General features: G+C 72.1%; 16 protein-coding genes. 7 read left to right on the top strand and 9 right to left on the bottom strand.

Features of this window, described 5'->3' with window-relative positions:
* Window positions 1–45: 45 nt before the first annotated feature.
* The 5 genes from D7318_RS15185 (at window position 46) to D7318_RS15205 (ending at window position 5,011) form a co-directional block, all read left to right on the top strand.
* Window positions 46–378, top strand: a complete 333-nt coding sequence (locus D7318_RS15185; RefSeq protein WP_120697613.1) for a hypothetical protein — start codon at window positions 46–48, stop codon at window positions 376–378.
* Window positions 375–647, top strand: a complete 273-nt coding sequence (locus D7318_RS15190) for a hypothetical protein (RefSeq protein WP_147437707.1) — start codon at window positions 375–377, stop codon at window positions 645–647. The genes D7318_RS15185 and D7318_RS15190 overlap by 4 nt, the downstream gene beginning before the upstream one ends.
* Window positions 648–833: 186 nt before the next feature.
* On the top strand, window positions 834–1,493 hold the full coding sequence (locus D7318_RS15195; RefSeq protein WP_120697615.1) for a Crp/Fnr family transcriptional regulator: 660 nt from the start codon (window positions 834–836) through the stop codon (window positions 1,491–1,493).
* A 180-nt stretch (window positions 1,494–1,673) separates the two neighbouring features.
* Window positions 1,674–2,747 carry a hypothetical protein gene (locus tag D7318_RS15200; protein ID WP_120697616.1) on the top strand — a complete coding sequence of 358 codons (1,074 nt, stop codon included), beginning with the start codon at window positions 1,674–1,676 and terminating at the stop codon, window positions 2,745–2,747.
* A gap of 35 nt (window positions 2,748–2,782) precedes the next feature.
* A complete protein-coding gene (locus D7318_RS15205; RefSeq protein ID WP_120697617.1) occupies window positions 2,783–5,011 on the top strand; it encodes a hypothetical protein in 2,229 nt (742 codons plus the stop codon).
* Window positions 5,012–5,081: 70 nt separating this feature from the next.
* Here the strand turns inward: D7318_RS15205 and D7318_RS15210 are convergent, their stop codons facing one another.
* Both D7318_RS15210 and D7318_RS15215 read right to left on the bottom strand, forming a co-directional pair.
* Window positions 5,082–5,810, bottom strand: a complete 729-nt coding sequence (locus D7318_RS15210) for an SCO2400 family protein (RefSeq protein WP_456243336.1) — start codon at window positions 5,808–5,810, stop codon at window positions 5,082–5,084.
* 148 nt (window positions 5,811–5,958) lie between these two features.
* Window positions 5,959–8,634, bottom strand: coding sequence for a glycoside hydrolase family 48 protein (locus D7318_RS15215; protein WP_120697619.1), 2,676 nt, complete (start codon window positions 8,632–8,634; stop codon window positions 5,959–5,961).
* A gap of 376 nt (window positions 8,635–9,010) precedes the next feature.
* Here D7318_RS15215 and D7318_RS15220 point away from each other — a divergent pair, with 376 nt between their 5' ends.
* Both D7318_RS15220 and D7318_RS15225 read left to right on the top strand, forming a co-directional pair.
* The gene (locus D7318_RS15220; protein ID WP_120697620.1) at window positions 9,011–10,750 is read left to right on the top strand and encodes a glycoside hydrolase family 6 protein; all 1,740 of its coding nucleotides are present in this window, start codon (window positions 9,011–9,013) and stop codon (window positions 10,748–10,750) included.
* A gap of 109 nt (window positions 10,751–10,859) precedes the next feature.
* Complete coding sequence (locus D7318_RS15225) at window positions 10,860–11,693, top strand: SOS response-associated peptidase (RefSeq protein ID WP_120697621.1); 834 nt, start codon at window positions 10,860–10,862, stop codon at window positions 11,691–11,693.
* Window positions 11,694–11,712: 19 nt separating this feature from the next.
* Here D7318_RS15225 and D7318_RS15230 read toward each other — a convergent pair whose 3' ends face one another.
* From D7318_RS15230 to D7318_RS15260, 7 genes are read right to left on the bottom strand one after another with little or no spacing between them, the layout of a single operon-like run.
* A complete protein-coding gene (locus D7318_RS15230) occupies window positions 11,713–12,882 on the bottom strand; it encodes a GNAT family N-acetyltransferase (RefSeq protein ID WP_120697622.1) in 1,170 nt (389 codons plus the stop codon).
* Window positions 12,883–12,891: 9 nt separating this feature from the next.
* On the bottom strand, window positions 12,892–13,422 hold the full coding sequence (locus tag D7318_RS15235) for a MaoC family dehydratase (protein WP_120697623.1): 531 nt from the start codon (window positions 13,420–13,422) through the stop codon (window positions 12,892–12,894).
* A complete protein-coding gene (locus D7318_RS15240) occupies window positions 13,419–14,264 on the bottom strand; it encodes an HpcH/HpaI aldolase/citrate lyase family protein (protein WP_120697649.1) in 846 nt (281 codons plus the stop codon). The genes D7318_RS15235 and D7318_RS15240 overlap by 4 nt, the downstream gene beginning before the upstream one ends.
* Window positions 14,265–14,272: 8 nt before the next feature.
* Window positions 14,273–14,503: an acyl carrier protein gene (locus D7318_RS15245; RefSeq protein WP_183091418.1), complete on the bottom strand. Its 231-nt coding sequence runs from the start codon at window positions 14,501–14,503 to the stop codon at window positions 14,273–14,275.
* Window positions 14,493–15,500 carry a beta-ketoacyl-ACP synthase III gene (locus tag D7318_RS15250; protein WP_120697625.1) on the bottom strand — a complete coding sequence of 336 codons (1,008 nt, stop codon included), beginning with the start codon at window positions 15,498–15,500 and terminating at the stop codon, window positions 14,493–14,495. Before D7318_RS15250 ends, D7318_RS15245 begins: the two co-directional genes overlap by 11 nt.
* The gene (gene dmpG / locus D7318_RS15255) at window positions 15,497–16,522 is read right to left on the bottom strand and encodes a 4-hydroxy-2-oxovalerate aldolase (protein WP_120697626.1); all 1,026 of its coding nucleotides are present in this window, start codon (window positions 16,520–16,522) and stop codon (window positions 15,497–15,499) included. The genes D7318_RS15250 and dmpG overlap by 4 nt, the downstream gene beginning before the upstream one ends.
* 16 nt (window positions 16,523–16,538) lie before the next feature.
* Window positions 16,539–17,408, bottom strand: coding sequence for an acetaldehyde dehydrogenase (acetylating) (locus D7318_RS15260; RefSeq protein WP_120697627.1), 870 nt, complete (start codon window positions 17,406–17,408; stop codon window positions 16,539–16,541).
* Window positions 17,409–17,637 lie beyond the last annotated feature (229 nt).

The following is a 17,637-nucleotide window of genomic DNA, read 5'->3' on the forward strand; positions in this document are numbered from 1 at the left end:
CCGTCCCACCGGCACGGCGAGCGCCCGCCGAAGCGACATGCGGCGATGTCCGCGACGGATGCGCGACGCGTCGAGGTGACCCCGAGAACGATCCTCACCGGGGACGTACTCACCATCGGCGAGCGCCACTTCAAGGTCATCACCCGCACCCGCGTCCACGGCGGGATCAAACTGGGGCTCACCTCGGGCCACCTGTTCGTCATGCCCCACCGCACCACCCTCACCGTCTGGCGCGCCGACCCACCCGGCTTGCGGCCCCGCTCCTTCTGGGAGACAGCCCTCCGCCAACCCCCGCCGTCGCGGGCGGAGATCGTCGCGCAGGTCGTCGTCGGCTGCGCCCTCGTCAGCGTCATCGCCCTGGCGGTGATCGCGCGATGAACCCCACCGGGATGGTGGCGATCGAGATCACCGCCGCCACGGTCAAGCGAGGTGACCAACTGGTCGTCGGAGGACGGCCCTACACCGTGTGCGACATGAGCGCGCTCGCCAGCGGCGGCAAGCTGCTGCGCTTCCACGGGGGCGAGTCCTTCCACATGGGCTGCTTCACCGTCCTGTGGGCCAGCCGCCACATCTCCCAACTCCCCGGCTTCATCCCACCCCGCGCGAGACGTTACGAGGGAACGCGCCACCAGCGCGCCACGCGGTAGCGAAGGCACGGGCACACCCCGACCGACGGGGAGGCGGGCTCGGCGTTGGCATGGCTGGGGAGTGTGGAGGGGTTCGTCCACCGGCGAAGCTGTTCGGGAGTTCGGTGCCGAGGCGCTGCTGTCCGCCGTCGTGCGGCCTACGCTGGTGTCGGCCGCACCGACGCGCAGCGCGTGAGGGAGAGTGCCATGACCGGCCAGAACGCGTTCAGCCGCGAGCAGTTGGGGCTCATCCATGGCGCGGGGCGTGGGCGGGTGTGGGAGCGGGGGGAGGCCGTCGTCTCCGAGGGGGCGCCGTCCACGGACGTCGTGCTGATCGAGGCGGGCCTGGTCAAGATCACCACCGAGCTGGAGAACGGCTACACCAGCGTGCTGGCCGTGCGCGGGCCTGGCGAGCTGCTGGGGGAGCTGTCGTGTCTCGACGGCATGCCGAGGTCCGCGACGGCCACCGCCCTCGAGCGGGTGCGGGGCACGGTGGTGCCGGGGGAGCGGTTCCGGCGGCTGCTGTCCGCGCACGGCGCCCTCGCGCTCGCCGTGCTGCGCAGCGTCGCCGCGCGGCTGCGCGACTCCGACCGGCTGCGGGCCGAGCACGGCGCCTACCCCGCGGTGGTGCGGATCGCCCGGGTGCTCGCCGAGGTGGCCCTGCGCCACGGGGAGCCCGACCCCGAGCTGCCGGGCGCGTTGACCGTGCGGGTCAACCAGCGGGAGCTGGCGGGCGCGGCGGGCACGTCGCGTGAGTCCCTGGTGCGCGCGTTCGCGACGCTCGAGGCCGAGGCGCTCATCGTGCGCCGCCGCGGGCACACGCTGGTGACCGACGTGGAGCGCCTGGGCGGCTGGAACGGCGCATGATCTACGCACCTTTCGCGCCGGGGCGTACGGCACTTGTGTGATTGCGTCATCTGACGCTGTGCGCCCCTCGCGGCGTTGGTATCCCTGAAGCACACGGACGGGCCGACGTGCACGGCACGGGGGGCGTCGGCCCGTTCCGTCCCAGCGTGAGCGGGCGTTGAACAGGGGTGAGGAAACGCCATGACCGTCAAGTACGAGTACTACACGATTCTCGTCGTCGACATCGAGGGCTTCGGGCGGCGGCGGAACCCGGTCCAGTCGTGGCTGCGCGAACGGCTGCGGCGGATCCTTGAGGCGGCGTTCGAGACGTCGGGCGTCGACCACCGCGCGGGCCCGCCGCCCGTGGACCGCGGCGACGGGGTGTTCTGGCTGCTGCCGGGGACCGTGCCCAAGGAGGACGTGACCGGCCCGTTCGTCGACCAGCTGCGCCAGCAGCTGCGGGCACACGCCAGGACGAGCAGCGCGGAGGGCGCGCTTCGGCTGCGGCTCTCGCTGCACGGTGGCGAGGTCGGCGCGGACGACCAGGGCTGGGTCGGCGCCGACCTCAACACCGCGTGCCGCATCGTGGACCACCAGCCGCTGCGCGACGCGCTCGCCGCGAGCGAGGGGGCCGAGCTGGTCGTGGCCGTCTCGGACGAGTGGCACCGCAAGGTGATCAGCCACGATCACCCGGGCATCGACGCGACCGAGTACCGGCCCGTCAGGTTCGACGCCAAGGAGATCGAGAACGAGACCGTCTGGATCCGCGTGCCGGGCCACCCCGCGCCGGTGCTCGCGCCGGAAAGCGCGCCCGACAACGCGCCCGGCGCGCACGGTGGTTCGGGCGCCGCGCACGATGGCCGCCGCGCCGCCGCGGCCACCCCGCCGACGCCGTTCATCCAGCACAACTCCGGCATCGGCCAGCTCTACGGCGACATCCACGACGGCGGGATCGGCCAGGTGCAGGGAACGGTCCACCAGACGTTCGGCGCCCCCGCCGCGCCCGACGGGGCGGGGAACGCGGAGCTGCGGCACGAACTCGACGAGCTGCGCGCCCTGTTGAAGGACGCCCTGGCGCGCAGGGACATCGACGCGGGCACCTACCAGGACGCGTCGCGCGAGCTGGACACCGCGGAGGAGTACGCCGACGCGGAGGACGAGGAGAGCCGGGGCGTGCTGGTGCGCGCGCTGGTCAAGCTCGGGGCGCTGGTCACGGGCATCGGCGTCATCGCCGAGCCCGTGCGGAACCTCATCAACACGCTGCGAGGTGAGTGATGACCCAGCCAACGGCACAGTCAAAGGCCCGGCCCATGGCGCAGTCCACGGCCCGGCCCACGATCGGCACCAACACCGGCATCGGCGCGCTGACCGGCGGCATCAGCCACGGCGGCGTCGGCGTCCTGCACGGCGACCAGTACGTCAACCAGTACGTCACCGACCCCAAGGCGTCGCCCGAGCAGATCTTCCGCGAGGGCATGCGCTGCCTGGCCGCTGGCATGCGGGGCCGGGCCGAGGAGCTGGTCGGGCAGGCCATCCAGCGCGGCTACGAGTCCCAGGAGGTCTACTACTCCTGGATGTTGGTGGTCACCAGCCGCCGCTCGCCCGAGGACCTGACCGACGAGGACTGGCACACGCTGCGCACCGCCGTGACACGGGTCGACCGCGCATGGCCCGCCGACCCGCCGGGGAACGCCGCGGGGTACGCCGAGGCCGCGCACGTCGTCGCCGACCTGCTGCGCGCCGCGATCGCACCGGGAGCCACGAAAGCCGCCGCGGCCGCCGCCGCGGACCACGCCGCCGAGGACCGTGGCCTCGCCCAGCGCGTCGGCGCGCTGCCCCAGGCCCGCCGCGCCGAGATCGAGGACCATCTGCGCTATGTCGCCCAGCGCGTCGAGCGCGAGGCGCTCAGCGCCGAGGAGTCGGCCGAGATCGACGCCTACCGCATGGCGGGGGACAGGACGGAGCGCGTTCCGCTGTTCTTCACGCCTGACCCGCTGCCGCTCCAGCCGCTGCCCGAGCCCGTCAAGTCGATCTGGCCGAGCGACCGGGGGACCACCACGGCCATGCTCTACGCGGCCGCGCTCCTGCTGGTGATGGGCCTGGTCCTGGCGATCGTGTTCTTCAACAGGGACTCGGGCGGCACCACGTCGACCGACCCGTTCACCGGCGAAACCATGACGGAGGCGGGGGGAGGGGAGAACTACGGCGGCGTGGCGCTGGTCCTCGGGGGGTCCGCCGCGATCGCCGCCCTCGTGTTGCTGCTTCGGAACGCGCCCCGTGAGCTGCGGCGCCGGGCCCGCCAGGCGCGCAGGCCCCCGTGGCTGCGGGAGCGGCGCCCTCAGCGGCCCGTGCCAGGACCCCTGAAGGCGGTGCTCGACAACGCCGCGCTCCCGAGCAAGCCGGTCGCGGGCTCGTTCTTCGCGTTCCGCGCCCGGCTGGCCGAGCTGGCCGCGGTCCGGTTCGCCGAGGTCAGACCGGGCTCTTTGAACCCCGAGTCCTGGCAACAGCTCACCCGGCACCTCCAGGAGGACCTCGCCGACGCCCTCGCCATCCGCTACTGGCAGGCCGGTCCGCCCGAGGGCCTCGACTGGCTGATTCAGCTGCGGGCCGCCAGGACGGCGAAGGAGTGGGCGGACGGCAAGGTCACGCCGCCATCGGGCGACGCCTGGAGCCAGTGGCGCGGCACGCGGAACGGCGCGGTGCTCGCCGTGATCGCCCTCGCGCTGCCCGTGCTGCTGCTGTCGGCGCAGTCCCAGGGGAGCGCGTACCTGGTCGCCGGTCTGTGGGCCGCCGCGGCCACGCTGGTCTTCGGCGTCAGCGGCAGGACGGCCGAGCTGAAGCTGGTCGAGACCGAACGCGCCGACTTCGCCGACGAGCAGGTCAGGCACGCCGCGTGGGCCGAGCACCTGAACGCCTTCCGCCCCGCCGACGCCGAGCTCGGCCGCTGGCTCGACCTGGACCAGCGGCATCTGCTGCGGGACGTGCTGCGCGAGCACCGGATGGAGCGCAGGGGCGTGCTGTTCACGTTCTTCGTGCTCGAGGGCGCGCCTGACTGCGTGCGCGCCAAGGTGCCCAACGGGCCGCCGCGGTACTCACGTTACGGGCTGCGGCTGTTCGTGCTGACGACGAGCGGGGTGTGGGTCAGCACCTGGGAGGTGGACTTCGCGTCGGGAACGCACCAGGGCCGCAAGGACTTCGTCTTCCGGTTCGACTCGATCAGCTCGGTCGTGCTCCAGACCGTCGCGACGGGCCACGCGGACGGTGAGAAGTCCTCGGTCGGCGTCCTCGACAGCACGACGTCGGGGCTCCAGGAGGTGCTGCGGCTCGTGCTCAACAACCAGCAGAACCTGGAGGTCCAGGTCGAGAACCACCAGAAGCTCGGCGCCGAGGGCAGCCCCAACCCAGGGCGGCTACGCGAGCTCGCCCTGGAGACCTCGGGCATCCTGGCGGGCTTCCGCATCCTGGCGGCGCTGGCCACGGAGGGCGAGGAGTGGTTCGACCAGCGCCGCGACCAGTCGCGCCAGGTGTTCCTCGGCTGAGCGGGGGGGCGGCCGGGGAACGGGGGGCCCGGCGCGCGCCCACGCGGCGTCGATTCAGACGCAGCCCGATTCAGACGCAGATGAAGAGGAAGCAGTCGTCGTCGTCCTCTTCCTCATCCTCGTCGGGCGGCGGCGAGGAGGACGGCGGGTCCGAGTGCTCGGGCTCCTCCGTCGTGGGCGGCGGCGTGTCGTCGTCCGTGGGGGGCGGCCCGCTGGTGCCGGGGTCGTCGGGCGTCTCGACCGAGCCCTCCTCCTCGACGGGGCTCTCGCTCGCGCCGTCCTCGCTCGGGCTCTCCGACGGCTCCTCGCTCTCGCTCGCCGGGAGGTCGGTGGGCGATGAGCCGTCCTCGGTCGGGCTCCCCGACGCGTCGTCCGCCGCGTCCTCGTCGCCCGTCTCGCTCTCCTCCGCGCTGGGCGAGTCCTCCGCGGCGAGGGCGCTGTCGGCGCCCGACGGCTCGTTCGACGGCATCACGACGTCGCCGACCTCGGCCACGGCGACGCCCAGCACGACGACGCCGAGCAGCGCGGCCAGCAGATAGCGGCGGCCCGTGCGGCGCGACGCGGCGTGCCGCGTGGGGCGCCCGGTCGCGGCGGTCTCCGCGTCGGCGCCCGCGGCAGGGGCGGCAGGGGCCTCGGGCAGGTCGAGCGGCGGCGGGGCGGGCACCGGGAGCGGCGCCGTGAAGTCCCGTGCGTCACCGTCCCGTTCGCGGTCGGCGGTGGACCAGGCGGTCAACTCGCCGCATCCGGGGCATATCAGTGCGCCATTCACGTGCCGACGGCACGTGGTGCAGTAGTCCATGGCTCCCCGATTCGTTGCGATGGACCGGTGGGGGTCAGCACACGATAGCGGCGTACGCACGTACGCACGGCGGTGCCCCGTAGCGGCGAGCGCTCCGGGGCACCTGTCTGTCCTGGTCTGCCGCCTGATGCGGCGTTACGCCTCGGTGTTACGTCTCGAAGAGGTTCGCGTACGTCGCCAGCGCGACCGCGATGTCGGCCTGCGCCCAGAACCTGTGGTACTCGAACGTCGGCACAGGGCCCCCGTCGACATAGTCCTCGACCTGCTGCCAGTCGGGGTCGTCGTGGAGGAACGAGCGGATCGAGTCGAACGTCGCGCCCGGCTCGATCACGTCGCCGTTGGGCATGGTCCCGCTGAAGCCCTCGGGGATGTAGACCTCGTCGACGAGCCGGTCGTAGGCGTCCTTGGGCTCGGGGACGGCGACGCCGAGCGCGTCGGAGTTCGCCATGAGGCCGTCGAGCAGCCCCGCCGCGGTGTCCCGCGCCTCGGTGTCACCGGTGGCCGCGGCGTAGTAGGACAGCGCGTTGGCCAGCGAGCCTGTGATGCCCACGTCCTGCGTCGTGCTGACGACCTCGACGTGCAGGTCGGCGTTGGGCCCGGGGTTGTCCGGGTCCCATGTGTCGGGCGCGCCGCTCCACTCGAGCGTGGACGGGATCGCGTAGTCCCCGCCCTGCCCGACGGTGACCTCGTCGAGCACCCAGTCCACCCACGTGTCCAGGACCTCGCCCGCCTGCTCGTCACCCGAGGCGTAGTAGTACTCGGCCATCCGCTGCATCGACCACGCCTGCATCCCGAACCACTGGTTGGACGGCGGGTCGTGGTACACCGGCTTCTCGTCGTAGAACATCCCGTAGAACGTCGGGGTGCCCGCCGGGGGTTGGGCGTAGTGGCCCTCCCAGCTGTTGGTCGCGCCGCCCGCGATGGCGCCCTCGTCGGACTGGAGCCAGCGGTAGAACTCCACCTGCCGCTCAAGGCTCATGTCCCAGTCGCCCTCGGCCGTCGGTGACGCGGGCACCAGGTCGGCCTCGCTGCTCAACGCGTAGGCGGCCATGGGGTTCTGGTAGCCGAAGTGCGCGTAGCTCGAGCCGATGCGCCAGGCCCAGCCCGCGGAGCTGTCGAGCGCGCCGCCCCACGCGTAGTACCAGGACAGCAGGTAGTGCGCGCTGTCCTTGCCCGAGGCGGCCGGGCAGGCGCTCGCGCCCACGCAGTTCCCGATCTCCTTGAAGTACTTGTCGTACATCGCGTAGCGCAGGTAGTCGCCCATGCGCGACGCCTTGTCGATCGTCCCGGCGATCCGCGCCTCGTTGCCCTGCTCGCCCGCCCAGACGTTCGCCCAGTAGGCCGCCTGGATCGCGCGGGCGTCGGCGTCGGGCGCGTTGGTGTAACGCCACTGCTCGGCATAGCTGTCGTCGCCCGTGAAGAGGTCGAGATAGCCGTTCTCGCCGCCGTAGCTGAAGTCCTCGCACGACGGGTGCGGCACCGTCTCGAACACGGACTCCTGGGGGCCGCGCTGATAGGTGTTGATGAAGGTCGGCTCACCTGGCGTCCCGCCGCACGCGTCGCCGTAGCCGTAGACGTCGTCGACGTCCTGGAGCCAGTGCATGCCATAGATGTCGTCGGTGCCGTACGTCGACGCGAGCTCACCGGCCAACGGGTCGTCGCCCACCGGGACATCGGGGTCGATCGGGGCCGGGTAGTCCTCGGGGTCGTTGGACTCGGGGGCGTAGCTGGCGGGCGACGACGGGTTGTAGAAGCCATTGGTCGGCTGCTCGTCGGCGCTGGGGATCATCCACTCCTCCATGACATCCCAGGCGTCGTTGAACGGCTCCCAGTCACCGGTCACCCGGCCGTACTGCGCCTCGAGCCAGATCAGGTACGAGTACGCCTCCGACGTCGTCTCATGGCCGTGGTCGGGCGCCTCGACCAGCAGGGTCTCGACGGAGTGGTAGGGCACGCCCTGGGGGGAGAAGTAGCCGCTGGCCGGGTTCTTGATCTTCCCGTACAGCTCGAGGAAGTACTCCTCGTACGCCGAGTCGCCGCCGCCGAGCACCGTGACGTTGACGGTGGCGGGCTCGTGCCCGGGCGCCGAGGCGGTGAACGTCGCCGACCCGGTCTGCTCGGTGCCCGCGGCCACGGTGACGGACTGGGTGACGTTCCAGTTCGAGGGCGTGAAGGTGAGCGTGGGCGAGCTGGTGACGGTCACGTCGCTGTTGCCCGCGGTGCGCGCGACGCTCACCGTGACGCTGCCCGAGGGCTGGGCGTTCAGGCGCAGCCCGAACGTGCCGGTGGCGCCGGGCTGGAGCGCGACCGATGACGGGGTGGCCACGACGGCCGGGTCGTCGACGGGCTCCTCGCCGCAGATCGTGCCGTTGACGGAGAAGACGGTGGGTGAGGTGTTGGTGCCCGAGTAGGTGAAGTTGGCCCCGGTGGAGACGGAGGCCCCCGGGGCGATCGTGCCGTTCCAGCCGGCGTCCTCGACGGTGACCGCCTGCCCCGACTGCGACCAGACGCCGCTCCAGCCCTGGGAGAGGCGCTGGTTCCCGGCGTAGGAGTAGGCGAGGGTCCAGCCGTCGATCGGCGCGGTGCCCTCGTTGGTGAGGGTGAGGGCGGCGGTGAATCCCGAGCCCCAGTCGTTGGCGCTGTACTCGACCTCGCAGGCCGGATCGGCCGCCTGGGCGGTGAAGTTGACCCCGGTCAGCAGGGTCAGGGGAAGCGCCATGGCCAGGGCGGTGGCGATGCGACCCCGGCGCGCGGCGCTCCCGCGGCGGCGCTCCCGCGGCGCGGGCGGCGGCGTTCCGGCCGGTGCTCGTCTGCGAACACGCATGGTTGCGGTCCCTCCTTGCGGCTCTCGTTCACATGGAGCTCTCTCGTTCACATGGAGACTGCGTGCGTTCGTGGTCGCGAGTGAAGAGTCAGTGGGAGCGCTCCCAAGAATGTGACCAAGTCGGGTACGCGTCAAGAGCTTTGACGCGGCTCGTGTCGAGGGGGTGATTTTCGTGCCCTGACTGCGGTGTCAGGTCGCTTTGCCGACACATTTCTTGAACGGAACCCTGGCGGGCCGCCCCGACTGGCGCTACCTTCCCCTCAGTCAGTGGGAGCGCTTCCAAGAGTTCGGACGTCAGGACGGGCGTCGTCTCCGGTCGCATCGACCCCGTCGCGCACGCCGTACGGGCTCGGCAACCTCCGAAAGGACTCAACCCATGAGCCGCACCACACCCCCACCGAGACGCAGACGCGGAGCCCTGTTCTCGGCCGGGGTCCTGGCCGCCACCGCCCTGGGCGCCGGCGGCCTCACGCAGGGAACGGCCGCCGCGGCCGACTTCGCCTGCGAGGTCGGGTACTCCACCAACGACTGGGGCTCGGGCTTCACCGCCAACCTCACGATCACCAACACCGGTTCGACCGCGGCCAGTGGCTGGACCCTCACCTACTCCTACTCCGGCAACCAGCGCCTCTCCCAGGGCTGGAACGGCGTCTGGTCCCAGTCGGGCCGGACCGTCACCGTCGAGGACACCGGCTGGAACGGCACCATCGCCCCGGGGGCCTCCGTCTCCACCGGCGGCAACTTCACCTACTCCGGCACCAACGCCGCGCCCACGGCGTTCTCCGTCAACGGCGTCGCGTGCGGCGACGACGGCGGCCCAGGGCCCGGCCCTGGCCCCGATCCCGACCCGCCGGGTGACCGGGTGGACAACCCGTACGAGGGCGCGGGCGTCTATGTGAACCCCGACTGGTCGGCCAACGCCGCGGCCGAGCCCGGCGGCGACGCCATCGCCGACGAGCCCACCGCGGTCTGGCTCGACCGCCGCGCCGCGATCACCGGCGGCTCCGCGGGGAACTCGACGGGCCTGCGCGAGCACCTGGACAACGCCCTGATCCAGGCCGAGGAGCACGAGAACTTCGTCTTCCAGGTCGTCGTCTACAACCTCCCGGGCCGCGACTGCGCCGCGCTCGCCTCCAACGGCGAGCTGGCCGCCGACGAGATCGACGTCTACAAGGAGGAGTTCATCGACCCGATCGCCGAGATCCTCGGCGACCCGGCGTACGCGGACCTCCGCATCGTGACGATCATCGAGATCGACTCGCTGCCCAACCTCATCACCAACGTCTCCCCGCGCGAGACGGCCACCGACCAGTGCGACGAGATGCTGGCCAACGGCAACTACGTCGAGGGCGTCTCCTACGCGCTCGACGCGCTGGGCGCCATCCCGAACGTCTACAACTACATCGACGCGGGCCACTACGGCTGGATCGGCTGGGACGACAACTTCGGCGCCTCGGCCGAGCTGTTCCACGAGACCGCCACCACCGGCGGCGCCTCCGTGGACGATGTCGCGGGCTTCATCGTCAACACCGCCAACTACGGCCCGTCCGTCGAGCCGCACTACAGCATCGACGACAATGTCGGCGGCCGTCCCGTGCGCGAGTCGGAGTGGGTCGACTGGAACCGTTACATCGACAACCAGTCGTTCGCCCTCGCCTTCCGCGACGAGCTGGTCAGCCAGGGCTTCAACGACGAGATCGGCATGCTGATCGACACGTCGCGCAACGGGTGGGGCGGCCCCGACCGGCCGACGGGCCCTGGCCCGACGACCGATGTGAACGCCTATGTCGAGGGCAGTCGCGTCGACGGCCGCATCCAGACCGGCAACTGGTGCAACCAGTCGGGCGCGGGCCTGGGCGAGCGGCCCACCGCTTCGCCTGTCCCTGACATCGACGCCTACGCGTGGATCAAGCCGCCCGGCGAGTCCGACGGTTCGAGCGAGGAGATCCCGAACGACGAGGGCAAGGGCTTCGACCGGATGTGCGACCCCACGTACGAGGGGAACCCGCGCAACAACAACAACATGTCGGGAGCGCTGCCCGACGCTCCCCTGTCGGGCCACTGGTTCTCCGCGCAGTTCCAGGAGCTCCTGGCCAACGCCTACCCGCCCCTGTGATCTGACATCCCAGGGACGTGTCTGAGGCCGGGGCCCCGGAAGTCCGGGGCCCCGGTCGCGCGTTCCCCGCGCCGGGCCGCCCTCCCCGGTGAGCCGTTAGGGTGGCGGCATGTGCGGACGGTATGCGGCGAGCCGGCGGCCCGAGGACCTGGTGGGCCTGTTCGACGTCGAGCGCTGGGACCCCGAGGCCACCCTCCCCGCCGACTGGAACGTCGCGCCCACCAAGGAGGTGTACGCCGTCCTCGACCGCCCGCGGAGGGAGCAGGGCGCGGGCCCCGAGCCGGTCCGCCAGCTGCGCGTGCTGCGCTGGGGCCTGGTGCCCTCGTGGGCCAAGTCCCCCGGGTCCGCGGCCAAGATGATCAACGCCAGGGCCGAGACCGTGCACGAGAAGACGGCCTACCGCCGCCCGTTCGCCGCCCGCCGCTGCCTCCTGCCCGCCGACGGGTACTACGAGTGGGTCACCGGGCGGGCCGAGCGCGCCGAGGAGGAGAAGGGCAAGCGCAAGCGCCCCCGCAAGCAGCCGTACTTCGTGACGCCCCTCGACGGCGGCGTGATGGCGCTTGCGGGCCTGTACGAGTTCTGGCGCGACGGCACGCTGCCCGACGACCACCCGCGCGCCTGGTGGGCCACGTGCACCGTGATCACCACCGAGGCCGAGACCGAGCCGCTGCCGGTCCCCGCTGGCATCGGCGAGGCGGCCGAGGCGCCGCGTTCGCTCTCCGACATCCACCCGCGCATGCCGCTCGCGCTGCCGCCCGAGCGCTGGGACGCCTGGCTCGACCCGGGCCGCACCGACCCCGACGAGGTCCGCGGCCTGCTCGCGCCCCCGCCCCCAGGCCGTTTCCGCGCCTACCCCGTGCCCACCGCCGTGAGCAACGCCAGGAACAACGGCCCCGAGCTGCTCCACGAGCTGCCCGCGCCCGAGGAGGCCACCCTCTTCTGAGGTGGCATCGCGCGGGGCCCTAGAAGTGGTCGGGCAGCCAGGGCTCGAACTGTGCCGTGCTGCGGACGAGGGTCGTGAGCGCCTTCTCCGATACGGCGTGGACTCCGGCCATGCGGGCCGAGGTGGTGGACCGGTAGCCGCCGGCGTACCAGACCGCGAGCTGGCGCCGTGTGAAGGTCACCTGTCCCTCGACGTGGGTGGGAACGATCTCGGCCGCTCCGGTCCCGACCTGAAGCATCCACCGGCCCCGGTCGCCGGTGTCGTTCTCGATCTCCATCGGTACGGCTGTGGTGAGGTCGGTGGGCCACCCGCGGAGCCGGATGGCCGCGGGAACGTCGAGGATGCGGAGCATCCAGGGGTGCCAGGCTTCGGCGGTTGTGCGGTGGTGGCGGAGTCCGTGGAGGAGGGTGGGGTAGGGCGGGAGGGCGCCGCGCCGGAACTGGATCGTGTGGGCGCGGGTGTTGTGGTGGCCGAGGAAGGTGAGCATGGCGGCGGCGGTGGGCTGGCTGTCGGCCCAGAAGTCGTGGACGGTCAGGCTCATGCCGTGGCGCTCGTGTCGTTCGGTGGCGAGGCTGAGCAGGCCGGTGGTGGGGCGGTCGGGCGGGGCGAAGCGGTAGGTGGTGAGGTTGTTCTTGTCCTGCTTCCACCGGTTCCACCAAGTGGGCCGGTGGACGGGGCCGTTCCATTGGCGGGCGAGCTCGCGTTGGAGGACTTCGGCTTCGTCGGTCAGTCCGTGCTCGGCCTCGAAGCCCTCAGTGGCGAAGGAGCGTTTGAGGTCGTCGGTGGCCACCTCCCAGGCGAGGACGCCAGTGGGGGCTTCCCAGCCGAGGCGGCGGGCGTAGCCGGTGGAGGAGGTGCTGATCGTGGAGATCACCGCTCCGCGCTCGATCAGAGGGCGCAGTCGTTCGGTGGTCATGTCGGTGGCCAGGTGGTTGCCGCGTTCCTCGGGGGCCACGCAGCCGTCGCCGAGGCAGGCGCTGGGGACGGGAGCGCCGCCGAAGAACTGATCGACGAGGAGGCCGAGGCCGCCGGCGACGACCCGGCCGCCGCGGACGGCGACCTGGAGGTCGGCGTGCTCGCGCAGGTGGGTGATGTCGCCGATCGGGTGGCCGTAGGCGCGGGTGGCGAGCTGGTCGTACTGCTCCCACAGCCCGTCATCGGCCGGGGCGAAGGTCAGCTGCTGGTTCATGGTCCGCCTTCAGTAGTGGGTGGCGTCGCGGACGGCGTCGGCGTCCAGGGGCACGAGGAAGGTGCGGGTGAAGGCCAGGACGCTGGTGTCGTCCTGGTTGTGGGCGGTGGTGTGGCAGGTGATGACCCCGGTGTCCGGACGACTCTCGGAGGCCCGGCGGGTGAGGATCTTCGTCTCGGCGTACAGGGTGTCGCCGATGTGGACGGGCGCGGTGAAGCGCACCTGGTCGACGGCGAGGTTGGCCGTGGTCAGGCCGCTGATGCTGCGGACGGTCATGCCGGCCACGAGGTTGAGGGTGACGCCGGAGCAGACCAGGATGCGGCCCCACTGGGTCTGGCTGCTGTAGTGGGCATCGGTGTGGATGGGGGCGACGTTGCCGCTCAGGGCGGCGCCGAGCAGGTTGTCGAGTTCGGTGACGGTCCGGCCGGGGCGGTGCTCGATGGTCAGGCCGGGGGCGAGTTCGGGGTAGGAGAGGCCGACACTCTCGCGGATCCGGTCCTCGCCGATGTGGCGGTAGCCGTGCGGCAGTCCGGGGTTCATGACGTACGGTCTGCTTCGGCGACGAGCGCGCGGGCGGCGTTGAAGAAGGGGGTGCCACGCATCTGCCCGTCGACGGTGGTCACCGTTCCGCCGCTGGCGTCGGCGGCCGCGACGACGGCGCGGGCCTTTGCGATCTCCTCAGCGGTGGGTGTGAAGACCTCGTTGATCACCTGTACGTGGCGGGGGTGGACGCAGCCCTTGCCGTAGAAGCCGATTTCCCTGGCCCGCTCGGCGTCACGGCGCAGGATGCCGGGGTCGTCGATGTCCCAGGTGGGGGCGTCGACAGCGGGGACGTGCGCGGCGGTGGCGGCGTTGATGAGGGCCGAGCGGGCGTAGTGGAGGGCGTCCCAGCCCAGGCCGCAGCGGACGGAGGCGGCGTAGTCGGCGGAGCCGAAGATGACGCCGCCGAGCCGGGGCGCGCGCGTGATCGCGGGGAGAATGCTGATGGCCCGGGGGCTTTCGATCAGCGCCCAGATGTCGGGGGTGTAGCCGTCGGCGTCGAGCGCGGCGGCGACGAGTTCGATGTCGCGGGGGGATTCCACCTTGGGGACCACGACGAGGTCGGGCCGGGCGGTGTAGGCGGCAAGGGCGGCGAGGTCCTTGATGCCGTCGATCGTCGTGAGGCTGTTCATCCGGATGCCGAGGGTGCACGGCGGGTCGGGGAGGGCGAAGAACGCTTCGGAGGCGGTGCGGGCGGTCTGCTTGTCGGGGAGGGCGACGGAGTCCTCGATGTCGACGACGGCGACCGCGGCGCCGGACTTCTGCGCGCTGGCGAAGCGGTCTTCGCGCAGGCCGGGGGTGATGATCCAGGCCCGTCCGGGCCGGTGGCTGTTGCTGGTCATGGGGGTGGTCACCTTCCGCTGCGCCTGGTGATGATGAGGAGGTCGAGCTGGCCGAGGGTGGCGGCGTCCCAAATGTCGCTGTCGCTGATGTCGATGCCGTAGCGGTCGGTGAGGAGGACGGACAGTTCGACGACGGCGAGGGAGTCGAATCCGGCGTCGTCGAGGCTCGCGTCGTCGGTGAGCCGGTCGGCGGGCAGCTTGAGGTCGTCGGTCAGGATGCGGGTGAGGTCACCGGTCACGTCGGGCTCCTTTCGGTGGGTGGCTGCGGCAGTGGCCGGGCCAGGTGAGGGTGGTGGCACCCCAGGTCAGTCCGGCGCCGAACGCGGTGAGCAGGGTGCGGTGGCCGCGCTCGAGGTGGCCGTCGGCGGCAGAGCGGGCCAGGAGCAGGGGGATGGACGCGGCGCCGGTGTTCCCGGTCTCGGCGATAGTGCTGAGCTGGCGGTCGTCGGGGACGCCGAGCTGGCGGGCGACAAAGGCGGTGATGCGGCTGTTGGCCTGGTGCGGGACCAGACGGTCGACGTCCGCGAGGTCCCACCCGGCGGCGATGGCGGCCTGGCGGGACGCGGTGGACATGCGGTCGACCGCATGCCGGAAGACGTCGCCACCGTCCATGTGCAGGGCGCCGGGGCAGGACGCCCGGATCAGGTCGGCGCCAGTGCCGTCGCTGCCCAGCACCACCGGCCCGAGCGCCCCGGCCTCGTCCGCGCTGCCGTGGCGCAGCACCACGGCTCCGGCGCCGTCACCGAACAGCGGGACGGTCGTGCGGTCCCCAGGGGCGGGAAGGGCGGCGAGGCGGTCGGCGCCGACGACCAAGGCGGTCTGCGCGGTGCCGGCGGCGATGAGCCCGGCTGCGGTGGCGAGAGCGTAGAGGAAGCCGGTGCAGCCGGCCGCGAGGTCGTATGCGGGGATGCCGGTCAGGCCGAGTCGGGTGGCAACGGCGGGGGCGGTGGCCGGGCAGCAGCGGTCCGGGGTGGTCGTGGCCACCACCAGGGCCTCCACCGTGACCGGTTCGCCGTCGGCGAGAGCCTGGGCGGCGGCCCGTACGGCGAGGTCGGTCGTGGACAGGTCCTTCCCGGCGACGTGCCGCCGGGCGATGCCCGTCCGCGAGCGGATCCACTCGTCCGTGGTGTCCAGACGTGCGGTCAGGTCGGCGTTCGAGACGATGTGCGGGGGCAGCGCCGCGCCGACTCCGCAGACCACGGCCGCCCTCCCACCAACTCCGGATGCGGCGGTCATCGGGTGGCCGCCTTCAGCTGCCGGGCGGTGTCGCCGATCAGGTCTTCCTGCCCGGCGACGACCTGCCGCTCGCCGAGGGCGAGGAACAGGTCGACGGGGTCGACGCCTTCGGCGCGTGCGCTCTCCAGGACGGGCCGCTTGAAGCCGGAGAACACCCCGGCGAGTCCGCTGGCCACGGCGATCGAGTCGATGGACGGCGGGGCCTTCATCAGGCGGTCGGCGGCGACATCGGCGGCGGAAAGGACCTCGCGCAGGCCGATCCCGGTCTCGATGCCGCGGCGTTCGAGGACGGCCACGAGGACTTCGAGCTGGGTGTTGCCGGCCCCGGCGCCGAACCCGCGGGCGGTGGCGTCGATGACGACCGCTCCGGCATCCACGGCGGCAAGGCTGTTCGCCACGGCCAGGCCCAGGTTGTTGTGGCCATGGAAGATGACCGGCACGTCGACGGCTTCGGCGATGGCGTGCACGCGCCCGGTGACCTCGGAGGGGAGGTAGTGCCCGGCGGAGTCCATGATGCCGACGGCCTGGGCGCCGAACTTCGCCATCAGGGCGCACTGTTCGGCGAGCTCGCCGGGGCCGGTCATGTGGCTCATGAGCAGGACACCCTGGGCTTCGGCGCCGAGGTCGCGGACGACGCCGAGGTGGCGTTCGGTGACATCGGCCTCGGTGCAGTGCGCGGCAATCCGTATGACGTCGGCACCACGGTGGACGGCGGCCGCCAGGTCGCCGGAGGTGCCCCAGCCGGGGGCCATGAAGACGCCCATCCGCGCCGAGGTGAGGGCCTCGCGGACGGTGGTGAGCATCGTGGCGTCGTCGAGCCTGGCGCGGCCGATCTGGAGGCTGGAGGCACCCAGACCGTTGCCGTGGCCGACCTCCACCACCGGCACTCCGGCGGCGTTCGCGGCGGTGGCGTAGGCGCGGAGCTGGTCGGCGTCGAGCTGGTGGCCGACCGCGTGGTGTCCATCGCGCAGGGTCGGGTCGTGCAGGAGGATCCGGGGCCGCTCGGGCGGGTGTGTGTTCACGGGCGGGGGGTTCCCTTCATCGGGAGGCGGCGGCCGACTGCTCGGCGAGCAGGACGGCGGCGGCGTTGATGATGTCGACGCTTCCGGCGTGACGGGGCAGGCGGCCGCCGGAGGCGGTCACCTCCACCGCGACGGCGATCCGGCCCGGGTCCACGGCCAGCGAGGTCACCTCGAACCCGGGCGCATAGGCGCGCACGGCCTGGGCGGCGGCCGCGATGCTCGTGCGGACCGCCGCGGGACGGATGCCGTCCGCGAGGACGGTCATGGCCACCCGGAACGGCGGGGCGGGCCGGGCAGGGCTGAGGTTGACCATCACCTTCGCGTCCTGGGCGCCGGTGAAGGTCCGGATCGCGGCGGAGGTGGTGGCGATGTACTGGTCGAGGTTCAGGCGGGTGGCCCGGCCGGCGCTCGCGCTCGCCCCGGTGGAGACCACCTCGATGTACGAGGGGGTGCAGTGCCGGGAGATGGCGTACAGGACCGGAATGGCCGCCTGCCCGCCGCAGCTGACGAGGTTCAGGTGCTGGTGGGCCGCCGACCGGTGGCTGTTGACACCTGGGACGATGACCGTGCCGAGCCCCGTGGGGGTCAGGTCGATCAGGGTGGTGCCGGTCGGGCGCAGCGCCGCCCAGTGTTCGGCGTGGCTGTCGGCGTTGGTGGCGTCGAAGACCACATCGAAGGGCCCGGTGTCCGCCACGGCGCGGATCCCGCCGACCGTGGTCGGGTGGCCCATCTCAGCCGCCCGGCGCAGCCCCAGGCTGTCTCGGTCGCGGCCCGCCACCAGGGCCAGTTCCAGCTTCCCCGACCGGCGGATCCTGTCGGCGAGGTCGACCCCGATCAGGCCCGCGCCGAGCACCGCCGCACGCAGACGCTGTTCATCAGCAGCCATCGGCCGCTCCTTCGTTTCCGGAGATGGGGGTGGTGCACGAGGGGTGCGGGGCGCCGCGGACTAGGGAGCGTATTTAGTTGTGTTCAAGGGGTGGCTCGTGTGAGGTCCTTGATCCAGATCATCGAGGCGCGAAGGTAGAGGCCGGCGAGGTAGCTGTCCGGGGTCTTGTCGTAGCGGGTTGCGATGCCCCGCCATGCCTTCATCCTGTTGATCGCGCGTTCGACGGTGT

Origin of the sequence: Streptomyces radicis (assembly GCF_003626575.1) — a bacterium.
Classification (GTDB): domain Bacteria; phylum Actinomycetota; class Actinomycetes; order Streptomycetales; family Streptomycetaceae; genus Streptomyces; species Streptomyces radicis.

Bases quoted from the DNA above. Each gene is read 5' to 3' on its own strand.
- D7318_RS15185 (WP_120697613.1), top strand. From the start codon at position 46: ATGTCCGCGACGGATGCGCGACGCGTCGAGGTGACCCCGAGAACGATC.
- D7318_RS15205 (WP_120697617.1), top strand. From the start codon at position 2,783: ATGGCGCAGTCCACGGCCCGGCCCACGATCGGCACCAACACCGGCATC.
- D7318_RS15215 (WP_120697619.1), bottom strand. From the start codon at position 8,634: ATGCGTGTTCGCAGACGAGCACCGGCCGGAACGCCGCCGCCCGCGCCG.
- D7318_RS15195 (WP_120697615.1), top strand. From the start codon at position 834: ATGACCGGCCAGAACGCGTTCAGCCGCGAGCAGTTGGGGCTCATCCAT.
- D7318_RS15240 (WP_120697649.1), bottom strand. From the start codon at position 14,264: ATGACCAGCAACAGCCACCGGCCCGGACGGGCCTGGATCATCACCCCC.
- D7318_RS15230 (WP_120697622.1), bottom strand. From the start codon at position 12,882: ATGAACCAGCAGCTGACCTTCGCCCCGGCCGATGACGGGCTGTGGGAG.
- D7318_RS15250 (WP_120697625.1), bottom strand. From the start codon at position 15,500: ATGACCGCCGCATCCGGAGTTGGTGGGAGGGCGGCCGTGGTCTGCGGA.
- D7318_RS15260 (WP_120697627.1), bottom strand. From the start codon at position 17,408: ATGGCTGCTGATGAACAGCGTCTGCGTGCGGCGGTGCTCGGCGCGGGC.
- D7318_RS15190 (WP_147437707.1), top strand. From the start codon at position 375: ATGAACCCCACCGGGATGGTGGCGATCGAGATCACCGCCGCCACGGTC.
- D7318_RS15225 (WP_120697621.1), top strand. From the start codon at position 10,860: ATGTGCGGACGGTATGCGGCGAGCCGGCGGCCCGAGGACCTGGTGGGC.
- D7318_RS15210 (WP_456243336.1), bottom strand. From the start codon at position 5,810: ATGGACTACTGCACCACGTGCCGTCGGCACGTGAATGGCGCACTGATA.
- D7318_RS15220 (WP_120697620.1), top strand. From the start codon at position 9,011: ATGAGCCGCACCACACCCCCACCGAGACGCAGACGCGGAGCCCTGTTC.
- D7318_RS15200 (WP_120697616.1), top strand. From the start codon at position 1,674: ATGACCGTCAAGTACGAGTACTACACGATTCTCGTCGTCGACATCGAG.
- D7318_RS15235 (WP_120697623.1), bottom strand. From the start codon at position 13,422: ATGAACCCCGGACTGCCGCACGGCTACCGCCACATCGGCGAGGACCGG.